15 protein-coding genes are annotated in these 12,876 nt (G+C 65.3%); 5 read left to right on the plus strand and 10 right to left on the minus strand.

What is annotated here, in order from left to right; translation table 11 throughout:
- Positions 1-140 precede the first annotated feature (140 nt).
- Positions 141-341, plus strand: a complete 201-nt coding sequence (locus DN412_RS24115; RefSeq protein WP_115213934.1) for a hypothetical protein — start codon at positions 141-143, stop codon at positions 339-341.
- 69 nt (positions 342-410) lie between these two features.
- Here DN412_RS24115 and DN412_RS24120 read toward each other — a convergent pair whose 3' ends face one another.
- The 6 genes from DN412_RS24120 to hemA all read right to left on the minus strand — a co-directional run bounded on the left by DN412_RS24120 (position 411) and on the right by hemA (position 5,525).
- Positions 411-1,034 (minus strand): UbiX family flavin prenyltransferase, encoded by a 624-nt coding sequence (locus tag DN412_RS24120; RefSeq protein WP_115213889.1) that lies wholly within the window; start codon positions 1,032-1,034, stop codon positions 411-413.
- Positions 1,035-1,042: 8 nt separating this feature from the next.
- Positions 1,043-1,354 carry a Grx4 family monothiol glutaredoxin gene (gene grxD, locus DN412_RS24125; RefSeq protein WP_078198039.1) on the minus strand — a complete coding sequence of 104 codons (312 nt, stop codon included), beginning with the start codon at positions 1,352-1,354 and terminating at the stop codon, positions 1,043-1,045.
- 147 nt (positions 1,355-1,501) lie between these two features.
- The gene (prmC, locus tag DN412_RS24130) at positions 1,502-2,368 is read right to left on the minus strand and encodes a peptide chain release factor N(5)-glutamine methyltransferase (RefSeq protein WP_115213890.1); all 867 of its coding nucleotides are present in this window, start codon (positions 2,366-2,368) and stop codon (positions 1,502-1,504) included.
- Between the two features lie 145 nt (positions 2,369-2,513).
- Entirely contained in the window at positions 2,514-2,843 is a 330-nt protein-coding gene (locus tag DN412_RS24135; protein ID WP_115213891.1) for a hypothetical protein, read from the minus strand.
- A 191-nt stretch (positions 2,844-3,034) separates the two neighbouring features.
- Positions 3,035-4,117, minus strand: a complete 1,083-nt coding sequence (prfA, locus tag DN412_RS24140; protein ID WP_115213892.1) for a peptide chain release factor 1 — start codon at positions 4,115-4,117, stop codon at positions 3,035-3,037.
- Positions 4,118-4,220: 103 nt separating this feature from the next.
- The gene (hemA, locus tag DN412_RS24145) at positions 4,221-5,525 is read right to left on the minus strand and encodes a glutamyl-tRNA reductase (RefSeq protein ID WP_078198035.1); all 1,305 of its coding nucleotides are present in this window, start codon (positions 5,523-5,525) and stop codon (positions 4,221-4,223) included.
- A 167-nt stretch (positions 5,526-5,692) separates the two neighbouring features.
- On the opposite strand from hemA, the gene DN412_RS24150 reads away from it, so the two are divergent.
- Positions 5,693-5,938 (plus strand): hypothetical protein, encoded by a 246-nt coding sequence (locus DN412_RS24150; protein WP_115213893.1) that lies wholly within the window; start codon positions 5,693-5,695, stop codon positions 5,936-5,938.
- Between the two features lie 72 nt (positions 5,939-6,010).
- Here the strand turns inward: DN412_RS24150 and DN412_RS24155 are convergent, their stop codons facing one another.
- The gene (locus DN412_RS24155) at positions 6,011-6,778 is read right to left on the minus strand and encodes a 5'-methylthioadenosine/adenosylhomocysteine nucleosidase (protein ID WP_115213935.1); all 768 of its coding nucleotides are present in this window, start codon (positions 6,776-6,778) and stop codon (positions 6,011-6,013) included.
- 155 nt (positions 6,779-6,933) lie between these two features.
- Here DN412_RS24155 and DN412_RS24160 point away from each other — a divergent pair, with 155 nt between their 5' ends.
- Genes DN412_RS24160 through DN412_RS24170 form a run of 3 tightly spaced genes read left to right on the plus strand, consistent with a single transcriptional unit; the run spans position 6,934 to position 9,571 of the window.
- Positions 6,934-7,965: a DUF2157 domain-containing protein gene (locus tag DN412_RS24160; RefSeq protein ID WP_115213894.1), complete on the plus strand. Its 1,032-nt coding sequence runs from the start codon at positions 6,934-6,936 to the stop codon at positions 7,963-7,965.
- Positions 7,962-9,077 carry a DUF4401 domain-containing protein gene (locus tag DN412_RS24165; protein WP_115213895.1) on the plus strand — a complete coding sequence of 372 codons (1,116 nt, stop codon included), beginning with the start codon at positions 7,962-7,964 and terminating at the stop codon, positions 9,075-9,077. The genes DN412_RS24160 and DN412_RS24165 overlap by 4 nt, the downstream gene beginning before the upstream one ends.
- Positions 9,074-9,571: a GDYXXLXY domain-containing protein gene (locus DN412_RS24170; RefSeq protein ID WP_115213896.1), complete on the plus strand. Its 498-nt coding sequence runs from the start codon at positions 9,074-9,076 to the stop codon at positions 9,569-9,571. The genes DN412_RS24165 and DN412_RS24170 overlap by 4 nt, the downstream gene beginning before the upstream one ends.
- 256 nt (positions 9,572-9,827) lie before the next feature.
- Here DN412_RS24170 and DN412_RS43065 read toward each other — a convergent pair whose 3' ends face one another.
- From DN412_RS43065 to DN412_RS24180, 3 genes are all read right to left on the minus strand, one after another.
- Positions 9,828-10,034: a hypothetical protein gene (locus tag DN412_RS43065; protein WP_133303074.1), complete on the minus strand. Its 207-nt coding sequence runs from the start codon at positions 10,032-10,034 to the stop codon at positions 9,828-9,830.
- A gap of 19 nt (positions 10,035-10,053) precedes the next feature.
- Positions 10,054-11,331: a hypothetical protein gene (locus tag DN412_RS24175; protein ID WP_115213897.1), complete on the minus strand. Its 1,278-nt coding sequence runs from the start codon at positions 11,329-11,331 to the stop codon at positions 10,054-10,056.
- A 247-nt stretch (positions 11,332-11,578) separates the two neighbouring features.
- Positions 11,579-12,382 carry a hypothetical protein gene (locus DN412_RS24180; protein ID WP_115213898.1) on the minus strand — a complete coding sequence of 268 codons (804 nt, stop codon included), beginning with the start codon at positions 12,380-12,382 and terminating at the stop codon, positions 11,579-11,581.
- Between the last annotated feature and the right edge of the window lie 494 nt (positions 12,383-12,876).

Raw genomic sequence — 12,876 nt, forward strand, 5'->3', positions numbered from 1 at the left:
ATCCTTCGGGGTGTGTTACAGGTCGCGTAGGGAACGGTAACAAGCCTTACATGCCTTTGACGCCGTATTACGCTTTCTGCACGTATAACGTCAGCAGGGCAGGCACATGCCCGTTCGGACCCCAAGGACAAATCATGAAAATGCTGACGATTGGACTGGCTGCCGCAGCGGTATCCGTCACCCTGCTGGGCGGCTGCGCCGTCTATCCCACGCCCGCCGGCCCCGCGATCGGTCCTGCGCCGGTGTACGTGGCCCCGGCGCCGGTCGTGGTGGCACCGCGGCCGTACTACTACGGCGGCTATGGCTATGGCTACTACGGCCGGGGATATCGCCACTGGTAAAGACAGCCGTTGGCAGGACGATGCAGGAGGATGCCGGCGCGTAGAGAGAGGCTGCGCGCCGGCGGCATTTCAGTTGCCGGCGGCGTCGCCGGCCCGCGTATTCAGCCCGCCCCAGCTGGGCGCGAGGGTCTCGGCGATCTCCGGCAAGTCCACCAGGTCGAGCACGCGCCCGACCGTATGGTCGACCAGTTCGGCAATGCTTTGCGGCTTCTGGTAGAAGCCCGGCACCGGCGGGAAAACGATCCCGCCCATTTCCGTCACCGCCGTCATGTTGCGCAGGTGCGCAAGGTTCAGCGGCGTTTCCCGCACCATCAGCACCAGCTTGCGCCGCTCTTTCAGGGTGACGTCGGCGGCGCGCGTGATCAGGTTGTCGGACAGGCCGTGCGCAATCGCGGCCAGCGTGCGCATGGAGCACGGGGCCACCACCATCGCCTGCGCGCGGAACGAGCCGCTGGCGATGGTCGCGCCGATGTCGCGCACGTTGTGCACGACGCTGGCCAGCGCCTCCACCTCGGCACGGCTGATGTCCAGCTCGTGCTGCAGGTTCATCACGCCGGCCGGCGAGATCAGCAGATGGGTTTCCACCGAAGGCGCCGCGCGCAGCACCTGCAGCAGGCGCACGCCGTAGATGGCGCCGGTGGCGCCCGTGATGGCGACGATCAGCCGTCTGGGTGTGCCGCCAGCCACGGACATGGCGGAACTCAGCCCTTCAGCACGGTCTGCAGTTCGCCGTTCTGGTACATCTCCATCATGATGTCCGAGCCGCCGATGAACTCGCCGTTCACGTAGAGCTGCGGGATGGTCGGCCAGTTGGCGTATTCCTTGATGCCCTGGCGGATGCCTTCGTCGTCCAGGACGTTGACCGTGGTGGGCGCGTCCACGCCGCAGGCCTTCAGGATCTGGATGGCGCGGCCCGAGAAGCCGCACATCGGGAATTGCGCGGTGCCCTTCATGAACAGGACTACCGGGTTGCCCTTGACGATCTGGTCGATCTTTTGCTGTACGTCGCTCATGGTTTGCTTTTCAGTGGGGCGAGGCCGTGTCGCGGGCGCCGCCTGGGGAGAATGGGATGCCGCGCGGCCGGGCCGCACGGCGGGGATCTGATGGCGATTTTACCGGAATCGCGGCCGGGCTTCAGGGGCCGTCGCCGCGCTGCCAGGCTATGCGCCCAGCCAGCGTCCGCCGGTGCAGCGCTCCAGGCCGGCCAGGTCGCGGGCAGTGGAGACCTCGGTGAAGCCGGCCTGCTCCAGCAGCTTGCGGGTGGCCTGGGCCTGGTCGTAGCCATGTTCCATCAGCAGCCAGCCGCCAGGCAGCAGCCGCGCGCCGGCACCGCCGACGATGGCCCGCAGGTCGGACAGGCCGTCGTCATGGTCGGTCAGCGCGTCGATCGGTTCGAAACGCAGGTCGCCCTCGGCCAGGTGCGGGTCGCCCGCGGCGATATAGGGCGGATTGCTGACGATCAGGTGAAAGCGCAGGTCCGGCGGCAGCGCCGCGTACCAGTCCGACACCAGGAAGTGGATGCGGTCGGCACCGAGCGCGCTGGCGTTGTCCTGCGCCACCATCAGCGCGCCGGGCGAGATATCGGTGGCCCAGACTTGCGCGTCGCGGCGCTCGCGCGCCAGCGTCACGGCCAGGATGCCCGAGCCGGTGCCCAGGTCCAGCACCCGTGGCTGCGGCACCTCGGCCAGCCGCGCCAGCGAGGCTTCGGCGGCGACCTCAGTATCGGGGCGCGGGATCAGCACATCAGGGGTGACCCGGAATTTTCGACCGAAGAACTCGCGCTCGCCGATCAGGTAGGCCATCGGCTCGCCCGCCAGGCGCCGCGCCAGCAGCGTGGCAAAGGCGTCGCGCTGGGCGATGGTGAGGGTGTCGGTGTCGCGCGTGATCAGTTGCGTGCGGCTCAGGCCAGTGACATGCGTCAGGAGCATGCGCACTTCCAGCGCAGGCAGCCCGGCCATGGCGGCAAGGGTCTGGGCCTCGCGCAGCGTCGGCGTTGCCGACAACGCGGCGGAATTGGGGGAAGACATCGAAGGGCAGGGGGACGGTTCCGTTGCCGGCTATAAAAAACCCCACCGGCGCAAGGCCTGGCGGGGCTTTGGGGCGGGGCTTTCCGGCTTGGCGCCAGTGTACCGCTCATCGGCCGCGGCGGGCGCAATGCCCCCGCCGGGGCGATTACTTATTGACGGAGTCCTTGGCCTTGTCAGCGCCGGCGTTGACGGCCTGCTTGGCGGCCTGCTTGGCATTTGCCATGGCGTTGCCGGCGTCTTCCTTGGCCTTGTCGGCGGCAGCCGAGACGTCGGCCGCAGCGCCGCTGGCGGCGGACTTGGCGGCGTCCGCGGCGTTGCTGGCGGCAGCGGCGGCATCGCTGGCAGCCGCCTTGGCGGATTCAGCGGCGCTCTGCATGGCGCTCTCGGCGCTCGAGGCGGCCGGCTTGGCCTCTTCCTTCTTGCTGCAAGCGGCCATGGCCGCGGTGATCATCAACAGCGCGAGCAATTTTTTCATGATTTCGTCCTAGGTATGTTCTCGGGGAGTGACTACCCGGCACCATTCTCCGTTTGCCGGTCGAAATCGATTATAGACAGCGGCTTTACCCCCACCAGTGCTGTTTCAAGCATTTACAAGAAATACAAAGATATCGGCGACTTTACGCGGTGTTCATGCCGGAAGGCCGGACGCACGCCATTTAGTGGCGCTCAAGCCTCATCGCCAAGGGCTGCCAACTGGTCAGCCTGGTGCTCCGAGGCCAGTGCCGACAGCAGTTCATCCATGTCGCCGTCCATGATCATGTCGATCTTGTACAGGGTCAGGTTGATGCGGTGGTCGGTCACGCGCCCCTGCGGGAAGTTGTAGGTGCGGATGCGGTCGCTGCGGTCGCCCGAGCCGATCAGGTTGCGCCGCGTGCTGGCCTCCTTGGCCTGGGCGGCGCGCGTCTGCATGTCCTTGATGCGGGCCGCCAGCACCTTCATCGCCTTGTCCTTGTTGCGGTGCTGGCTGCGGTCGTCCTGGCACTCGACCACGATGCCGGTCGGCAGGTGGGTCAGGCGCACTGCGGAATCGGTCTTGTTGACGTGCTGGCCGCCCGCGCCCGAGGCGCGGAAGGTGTCGATGCGCAGGTCGGCCGGGTTGATCTCGACCTCGCCCACTTCATCGGCTTCGGGCATGACCGCGACCGTGCAGGCCGAGGTGTGGATGCGGCCCTGCGCCTCGGTGGCCGGCACGCGCTGCACCCGGTGGCCGCCCGATTCGAACTTCAGCCTCGAAAATGCCGCATCGCCGGCGATCCGCACGATCACTTCCTTGTAGCCGCCCAGGTCCGATTCCGATTCGCTCATCACCTCGACCTGCCAGCGCTGGCGTTCGGCGTAGCGCGTGTACATCCGCAGCAGGTCGGCGGCGAACAGCGCGCTCTCCTCGCCGCCGGCGCCGGCGCGGATTTCCAGCAGCAGGTTGCGGTCGTCGTTGGGGTCCTTGGGCAGCAGCAGGCGCTGCAGGCTGGCCTCCAGCGCTTCGAGCCGCGCGCGCGCGCTGGCGATCTCGTCGGCGGCGAAGTCCTTCATCTCCGCATCGTCCAGCAGCGCCTGCGCGGTGGCCAGGTCGTCCTGGGCCTGGCGGTACTGGCCGTATTGCTCGGCCACCGGCGACAGCTCGGCATGCTCGCGGCTGAGCTTGCGGTACTGGTCGATCTTCGCGGTCGCGTCTTCGCGCGCGAGCAGGGCGTTGACTTCATCGAGTCGCTCGGCCAGTTGGTCGAGCTTGGCAAGCATGCTGGCTTTCATCGGGGGCGGACAGGAATGGGGGTGGGCCGGGCCGCGCGCGCAAGACAGTGACGGCGGCGATTGGCGTGCCCGGCGCGGCGCGCCGGCGGCTGGGCGAGCGCGGCTAGCGCTCGGAGTGGCTGCTGTGGCGGAACAGGCCCGGCACCAGGCGCAGCAGCGCCTCGCGGTCTTCGCCCTGGGTGTGGTTCAGCGCGTGCGTGGGGCCGTGCAGGAACTTGCGCGTCAGCGCGCCGGAGAGGGCCTCCAGCACGGCTTCGGGGTCGTCGCCGCGCGCCAGCATGCGGCGCGCGCGTTCCAGCTCGGCCTGGCGGATGGCTTCACCGCTGGTCTGCAGCTCGCGGATGACGGGCACCACGCTGCGGGTTTCCAGCCAGTGCATGAAGTTCTGCACCCGGCTTTCGATAATGGCTTCGGCCTGTGCCACCGCAGCCTGGCGCATCGCGTTGCCTTCACGCACGATCGCGCCGAGATCGTCGACGGTGTACAGGAAGACGTCGTCCAGGCGCGCGACTTCGGGCTCGACGTCGCGCGGCACGGCCAGGTCGACCATCATGATCGGGCGGTGCTTGCGGCGCTTGACCGCGCGCTCCACCGCGCCCAGGCCGATGATCGGCAGCGAGCTGGCGGTGCAGGACACCACGATGTCGAACTCATGCAGGCGCTCGCCCAGGTCCGTCAGGCGGATCGCGTTGGCGGTCAGGCCCTGGCCGGAGAGCTGCTCGGCGAGCTTTTCGCCGCGCTCCACGGTGCGGTTGGCGACCACGATCTGGCGCGGCTGCTGCGCGGCGAAGTGCGTGGCGCACAGTTCGATCATCTCGCCCGCGCCGATAAACAGCACGCGCTGGGTCGAGACGCTTTCAAAGATCCGCTGCGCCAGCCGTACCGCGGCCGCTGCCATCGACACCGAATGCGCGCCGATCTCGGTCTGGCCGCGCACTTCCTTGGCCACCGCGAAGGTGCGCTGGAACAGCTGGTTCAGGTACGTACCCAGCGAGCCGGCTTCGCCGGCGGTGCGCACGGCGTCCTTGAGCTGGCCCAGGATCTGGGTTTCGCCCAGCACCATCGAATCCAGGCCGCTGGCCACGCGGAAGGCATGGCGCACGGCTTCCGACTGCGGCAGCGCGTACAGATGCGGGGCCAGTTCGCCGGCCGGCACGTTGTGGTGCTGCGACAGCCAGTGCAGGGTGTGCTCGAAACCATCGGTGCCCGGCGTCAGGACGTCGGTCGCGCAGTAGATCTCGGTGCGGTTGCAGGTGGACAGGATGGCGGCTTCGGTGCCGCTGCGCCCCGACAGGTGGGAGCGCAGCGCACCCAGCGCGGGCTTGATCTGCTCGAGCGGAAACGCCACCCGCTCGCGCAGCGAGACAGGTGCCGTTGTGTGATTGATGCCGATCGCGAGCAGTTGCATTTGTAGGGGACGGATACGGCCCGGAGCGTGGCCGGACCGAATGTCATTATACCGCCGGGATCGCTAATTGCAGGCGCAGGGCCGCTGAGCGTGGCAGCGGCCCCGGATTGCAGTATCGTTACGCCGCAGCCTTTTCGGTTGTGATGCTGACAACACAGGAGAAGCGGATGCTGGGCACCTTGATCGTGGGTTTGCTGGTGGGGCTGGCGGCGCGCCGGCTGCATCCGGCAGGGCGCGTGGTGACCCTGCCGGCCGCGCTGGTGCTGGGCGCGGCCGGTGCGGCGGGCGCATTCTACGGCGGCAGGGCGCTCCATCTGTTTGTCGACGGGCAGCTCAGCAGCTGGCTGGCGGTGATCGCCGGCGCGGCGCTGCTGGTGGGGCTCTGGGGCGCGGTGCGGCCGCGCGGACGGTAAAAACAGAACTGACTGCCCGGTCGGCAATCTGCACGCGGTTTGATCCCGGTCAGGTGCGCACCGGGCCTTGGCTCAGGCCCTGGCCGCCAGCAGCCGGCGCAGCACGCCGCTGGAATAGTGGCTGGCCACGTCCGTGAGAAATGCCGAAAAATCCACATGCGCGGTATCGTCGGCGCGGTCCGAAATGGTCCGCATCACCGCGTACGGCACGCCGTACTCATGGCAGACCTGCGCCACCGCGGCGCCTTCCATCTCCACCGCCAGCAGCCCGGGCAGGCGCTCGCGCAACTCCGCGACCGCGACGGGCGAGCCGATGAACTGGTCGCCGCTGGCGATCATGCCCTGGTGCAGCGCCGGCGAGGCGACCCCAAAACGTTCGCGCACCTCGCGCGGCACCTCGGCGGCCAGGTCCTGCCGCAGGAAGTCCGCGGCGGCGGCATGCAGCTCGGCCGTCAGTGCCGGGTCAGCCGGGAATTCGGCGCGGTCCAGTAGCGGCACTTCATGGCGGCCGAAGAACGGGCGGGCGTCCAGGTCATGCTGGATCGTGCGGTCGGCGATGACGATGTCGCCCACCTGCGTATCCATGCCGATACCGCCGGCCAACCCCGTAAAGACGATCTGCTTCGCCCCGAACTCGCGGATCAGCGTGACCGTGGTGGCCGACGCCGCCACCTTGCCCATGCGCGCCAGCACCAGCACGCACGGCTGCCCGTACAGGTGGCCGGCGTAGTAGTCGCGCATGCCGATGGTGCGCACGGTGGCGCGGCTGTCGTCATGGCGCATGGCGGCCACCAGGCCATCGACTTCATCATGGATGGCGGCAAGGATTCCGAGAGTCATGGAGCGGGCGAAGAACGAGAAAACCACAGCATACCGGCCCGCGCAGGCCGGGCATAGATTTGCGCGCGACCGCACCGCCCCCTCCCACGGAACAGGTGCGGCCCCGGCATCGCTTTGCTAAAGTCCCCGTCATCTCAGCACGTAAGGACACTTACATGCCAGGCACATCCACCGCAAGCGGCGAACAAGGCGAACGACGGGCCATCCGTCGGGCACTGGCCCACTGGCGCGCACTGGGGCGCCTGGCGCCGGCCGGCGTCGCCTCGCCCTGGGCCCGCACCGAGCCGGTCGCCACCGACTGGCGCCGCTGGCTGGATACGGCGCTGATGGCGCTGGGCACCGCGCTGCTGTGCGCGGGCGTGATCGTGTTCTTCGCCTTCAACTGGCAGGATCTGCACAAGTTTTCCAAGTTCGGCCTGCTGGCCGGCGCGCTGACGCTGCTTGCCGGATTCGCCTGGCTGCGCCCGGCTGGCGACACCGCGGGCCGCGCCGCGCTCGGCGGCGCGCAGGTGCTGGCCGGCGTGCTGCTGGCCGTGATCGGGCAGACCTACCAGACCGGCGCCGATGCCTGGCAGCTGTTCGCGCTCTGGGCGCTGCTGGCGGTGCCCTGGGCGCTGGCGGCGCGCGCGGCGCCGCACTGGTGGCTGGTGATCGTGGTCGGCAACGTGGCGCTGCTGCGCTACTTCAGCATCCGCTTCGGCATGGAAGGCGTATTCGTGTTGCTGTTCGATGCGCGCTATATGCGCACCGCCTCGCTGGTGCTGCTGGGCGCGGTCGTGCTGCAACTGGCGCTGTGGGAGTTGCTGTGCGCCCGGGCGCCGGCACTGGGCTTTCGCGGGCAGACCGGCGGCCGCATGCTGGCCGCGCTGGCTTGTGTGCACGCCGGCTCGCTGGGGCTGGCCAGCCTGCTGGGCAGCCATTTCGACGGCGCCGCCTTCGCGCTCGCGCTGGTGGTACTTGCCGCCCTGATCTGGTGGTTCCGCCAGCGCGCCTTCGACATCGTGGTGCTGAGCCTGGCCTGCCTAACTGGCATCGTGCTGGCGGTGGCCGCGATCGCCAAGGTGCTGTTCGAGGGCAAGGACGATTTTGGCGCCTTCCTGCTGCTCGGGCTGTTGACCATCGGCCTGGCCGCCGGCGCGGCTGCCTGGCTGATGCGTGCCTGGCGCAGCCAACTGGAGCGGGCATGACAAACATACTGCGCACCGAGCAACGGCTCTGGCAGCAACTCGCCGCACGCGGCGAGGTACTGGGCGAGCCGCCCGCGCATATCGATACCCCCTGGGCTGTGCGCTGCCTGATGGGCGCGGCGGGGTGGCTGGGCGCCTTGTTCTTCCAGTTCTTCCTGGTCGGCACGGTCTTCGTCGCCGCGCGCGAGAACGGCATCGCCATGGCAGTGACCGGCCTGGCCATGATCGCGCTGGCGACGCTGCTGTACTGGCGCGGCGGCGGCATCGCCGCGGGGCAATTCGCGCTGGCCGTGAGCCTGAGCGGACAGGGCATGGCCGTATTCGGGCTGGCCGAGGCGCTGGGCTTCACGCGCGTCACCGAGAGCGCGGGCTTCTGGGCCGGACTGGCACTGTTCGAGGCCGCGCTGGCGCTGCTCGTGCCCAACCGGCTGCACCGGCTGTTGTGCGGGCTGGGCGCATGGATCGGGCTGGCAGGCGCCGTGCACCTCGTCCTGGCCGGCAGCGAGCCGAAGGACTGGCTGCTGCTGACGTGGTCCCTCGGCTGGCTGGTGCCGCTTGGCTGCGCGCTGGTGACGGGCTTCACGCTGGCCGAAGCCCGCCTGTGCGCGGCAGGCCGCCACGCGCTGCTGGAACCGCTGGCCGACGCGACGCTGCTGTTCACGCTGGCGGTCGCGCTGGTCGTCACGGGCATGAGCCATCCGCTGGCCTGGCTGGGCGGCCCGGAAGCCGCGCGCATCCCGCTGGCGCATTGGGTCGCGGGCGGACTGGCCACGCTGGTGCTGGCCGGGTTTGCGCTGGCCGAATGCCGCCGCCTGGCACTCGGCCCCGCCATGCAGGGCGCCATCCTGGCCGGCGTGGTGGCCTTCGGCGCGCTGATGGCGGCCGCGCCAGCCGTGGTGGCCGGCGTGCTCGCGCTGGGGCTGGCCCTGCGGCGCGCCTCGATGCCGTGGCTGGGCCTGGGCATCGCCAGCATCGCCATCGGCTTCATCTGGTATTACTCGGCGCTGCACTGGACCCTGCTGGCCAAGTCCGCCACGCTCGCCGCAGCCGGCGTACTGCTGCTGGCCGGCCGCTACTGGCTGCTGGGCCGCACCAAGCTGGAGGCCGCATGAAACGCTGGATCCTGATCGCCTGGGCCCTGACGCTGGCACTGGCCGCCGCCGGCATCGCCGGCAAGGAGCGCCTGCTGGCGCGCGGCGACACCGTTCTCCTCAAGCTTGCTCCGGTCGACCCGCGCTCGCTGATGCAGGGCGACTACATGGCGCTGAACTTCGACATCGGCAACCGGATCCGTGTCACGCAGACGCACGACGACCGGCCGCCCCGCGACGGCGTAGCCGTGATCCGGCGCGACGAACAGGGCGTGGCCAGCTTCGTGCGCGTGCACGGCGCCGAGCCGCTGGCGCCAGGCGAGCAGCTGCTGCGCTACCAGATCGCCCGCTCGCGCTGGGGCGGCATGCAGGTGCAGGTGTCGACCGATGCGTATTTCTTCCAGGAGGGGCAGGGCGAGCGGTTTGCGCAGGCCGGGTATGGGGAATTCCGCGTGGGGGCGGACGGGCAGGCGCTTCTGGTGGGGTTGCGGGGGAAGGGGATGGAGAGGTTGTGAGGCGAGAGTGATGTCGCCCGCACCAAGCAAAAAAGCCCGCATCGTTGCGGGCTTTTTCATGGTGTCTGCCGGGATCAGACGTTAAACCGACATTTCTATCGAAATCTGGTTCCAGTGCTGGTTCCTTAGATTCGAGCGGTGGCTTCATACCCGGTTTTGTACCCGGTTTCGTAGTCTTTGGATGAGACGCTCGCCTAAGGCTGAAAAAACGAAACCCCGCCAATGGCGGGGTGGGGTTGATGGTCCAGATACTCCGTCAGCGTGACAACGATTGCACGACGGTAGAGATGGATGGAGCGGCAACAGGCACCTGGGCGCGCTTCTTATCTTCCGCTCTGTGCTCTAGGCTTCTCATTCGCTGGGCAACCACATCAGGATCAGTAGCACGCGAAATGGAGCGCTCGGCCTCCGAAAGCCGGGCCACGGTGCGATACAGATCAGCGTACGAAATCACTTTGTTCATGCTGCCTCCAAGGATGCAATTAGACAAGGCGCTGTCTTTGTCGTTCGAAGAATTTGGGATTGAGGTCGGCAGAAAAAAAGTGCTTTCTCTTCACCCAGACAAAGCCTTCGCTCTTAGTGATCACAGCTACATCTACGGCACCGCCAACGGATTCTGAAGGTTGCGTCACCTTCTCTTTCAAAGATTCTAGCATGATCAAGGTCTCAGCCAAGCCAGCCATCTCGTCGACTGGGAGTGAGTTGATCGCCTGCTTCAGAGGATCGTAATGATCAAAGCGGGCGCCCTGAATCGCCTCATCCAAGAGCGATGACTCAGCTTCCGCTATCTTCCTCGCAAGCTCTTCCGGCAGCTCCGGTGCCCCGAGATGGGCCTTTACAGCCTCCGCCACGTCCTGCAGCGAACGGGTGATGCCGCTTGCGACTCGGTTAAAAATGTCTGGGCTAATCCCAAGCATGAAGGTTTCGACCATGGCGCTCATGGCAAACGGCTGGATAGTCGACCCGTCATCAAACGTTACTTCGTGCGACTTAGCCTGATCAGCAACGAGCTTCCCCCTCACGATTCCATAGCAGTCAAAGTGCACAAACCGCGGGAAGTACTCCAAGTCTCCATAGCCTGCTACCACAATACCGGTGTGGTCGAGGTACCGCTTGTATCTCTTGAAGAGCGCTTCAAAGCTGAGACGAATGAGCTGAGCTTCCCGAGTTGCCCATCCTTTCTCTTCCAACGCCTTGCGGATTGCTCCGGCAATCTCGTCGCCAAACTGATCAACCGAGCTCGCCACCACGCCAGCCGGGAAATGGGCGGGCATTTGTTCCTGGCCAAGCTTAGCTTCAAGCTCATCCGCTACCGCATCTCTGGCGGCGTTCTTCGCCACGGGATCAACTGTAACGCTGCGCACCGATGGAGTTCGGTCAATCTCAACAAGGAGGTCAAAGAAAGCATCAATTGCCTTGCTCTTCAATACGTCGTCCTGTCGCGTGTGAGGGAAAAGCTGCCCGTGGTTCTCGATGTAGGAGAAGAGGTCTGAGGCGTAGTCCGCCAAGGCAGGGAAGCCGTTCTTGGCGATGTGTGCTCGGTAGCCCTTGATTACTATCTCCCAAGGCACGGAATGGACCGCGGAGGAATCGAAGATCATTACGCCCACCGGCTTGAGATCTGAAAGCTCGAACACCTTGTTCGCACCCTTGGTGTATTTGCGTTCGCGCCGACCGTCCTTCCAAGACGTAATTGTCACAGCACTGTCTGCAGCCAAAGCGACCGCGCGCTTGTTCATGACGATTACTTCGGATGTCATTCCCCCCTCCTTTCGTATTTCTTTTCTATTGCTACTGTGAATTAGATCATGACATAGAAGTGCGGCAAAAGGATACGCCCGCCAGTGGGATACACGTGAGCAAATCAGACTGTCGTGACCACATGCTCCACGAATACCCCCGGAAGAAACCCATTACTTTACTGGGTTCGCTCGGACTTGATCGTCGAGCCGGCTTACGTGATGCGCTTACCTGGCTCGCCAGCGCTAGCCACGCTTCGTGGAAGGCTTAGATTGCAGGCAGACATTTGCAGCCATCTAATCTTTCGCGCAGCTTGCCGTTGGCTGTCGCGCTGTAATGGCCAATCAGTACCAGTTCTGTTGCTCGCGCGGCAAGGCAAAGAAGCAAGCCAATCGATTCTCTGAGATAGGAGTCACTCAGAGAAACAGTCTGGTTGAGCTTGAATATTGGATTTGCCACCTCGCGCATGTACTTTCTGTCTACGCGGCCGTTGTTGTGTGCGATTACATTTCGGCGCGCTGTGATTTCTGCATACTGCGCAAGTTGGGTCTGACACTTGGTCTCGAAATACTTCTGGAACCTCAGTTTGGTCTTGGGCTTGATGAAGAAGTCTACGGGATTCCCATAGAAGATGCCTCGCACCTTCTCTTCAACGATCCGCTCGATGATCTCTTCCCTGTCTGAGCTGCCTACTATGAGATTGATGAGTTTCGCCTCCTCCTTCTCGGAGTTCGGGGCGTCAGACTTCAAGAGAGATGGGTCGTCCAGCAACACCGTCTCTGTCAGCCACCCCAAGTAGTCTTCGAAGTAGGCCACGGCCTCTAGCAGAATCGTTCGCGGCTCTGACTTCCTACGGAGATGGTCAATTGCACCAAACGTGTCCTTGAGAGAGAGGGTCTTGTTGTTGCCGCCATACAACGTTGCCATTGTAAGCGGCTCGATGGTTCCGTCCTTTAGCAGCCGATGGCCCTCCTTCGCCAGTAGCTCGACGAGGTTGTACGACTCCCAGATATCGCGCATCTCCTTGTCGAAGGTCTTGAATCTCGTGTGAATCTTTGGAACTGAACTCATGATGCCTTTGCAATCTAACTTGGTTATAGGAAGGTGGACGTGATGGGGAACAAGCCGCGTGTTTCATAACATCGGAAGTGCGGTCCTACACAAACCCTTGTCGCCACTCATTTCTTTATTGTTCTGCTGAATTGAGGGAGTAAGTTTCGCCGATGAGATACCACTCTTGGCCATTGGTAAGCGCTTATCCCCCCTTCGGTGGGGACTGAATTGCTCGTGAAGTGCACCGACGCCCCAAGCTACGCTGGGTTGCTACGGGCAATCCGCGCATCGCACCCGCCTAACGTGCCAGCGGTTCCCAACCGCGAGCGCGAAAGCGGCGATTGCATGGGGTTAGCTATCACAAGCGCTGTGAACGCGCGTTCATCGCCTCCTGAATCGCCTACTCAAGGATAACTTTTGATAACTTGCGATTGCCCTGCTCGTTTGGCGTTCTGTCGCTGTGCCCTCCCCGAATCACCGTTTATGGGGTTTGCTTTTTCAAAGGCCGCCCT

It is taken from the genome of Cupriavidus lacunae, from assembly GCF_003353055.1.
Lineage (GTDB): Bacteria > Pseudomonadota > Gammaproteobacteria > Burkholderiales > Burkholderiaceae > Cupriavidus > Cupriavidus lacunae.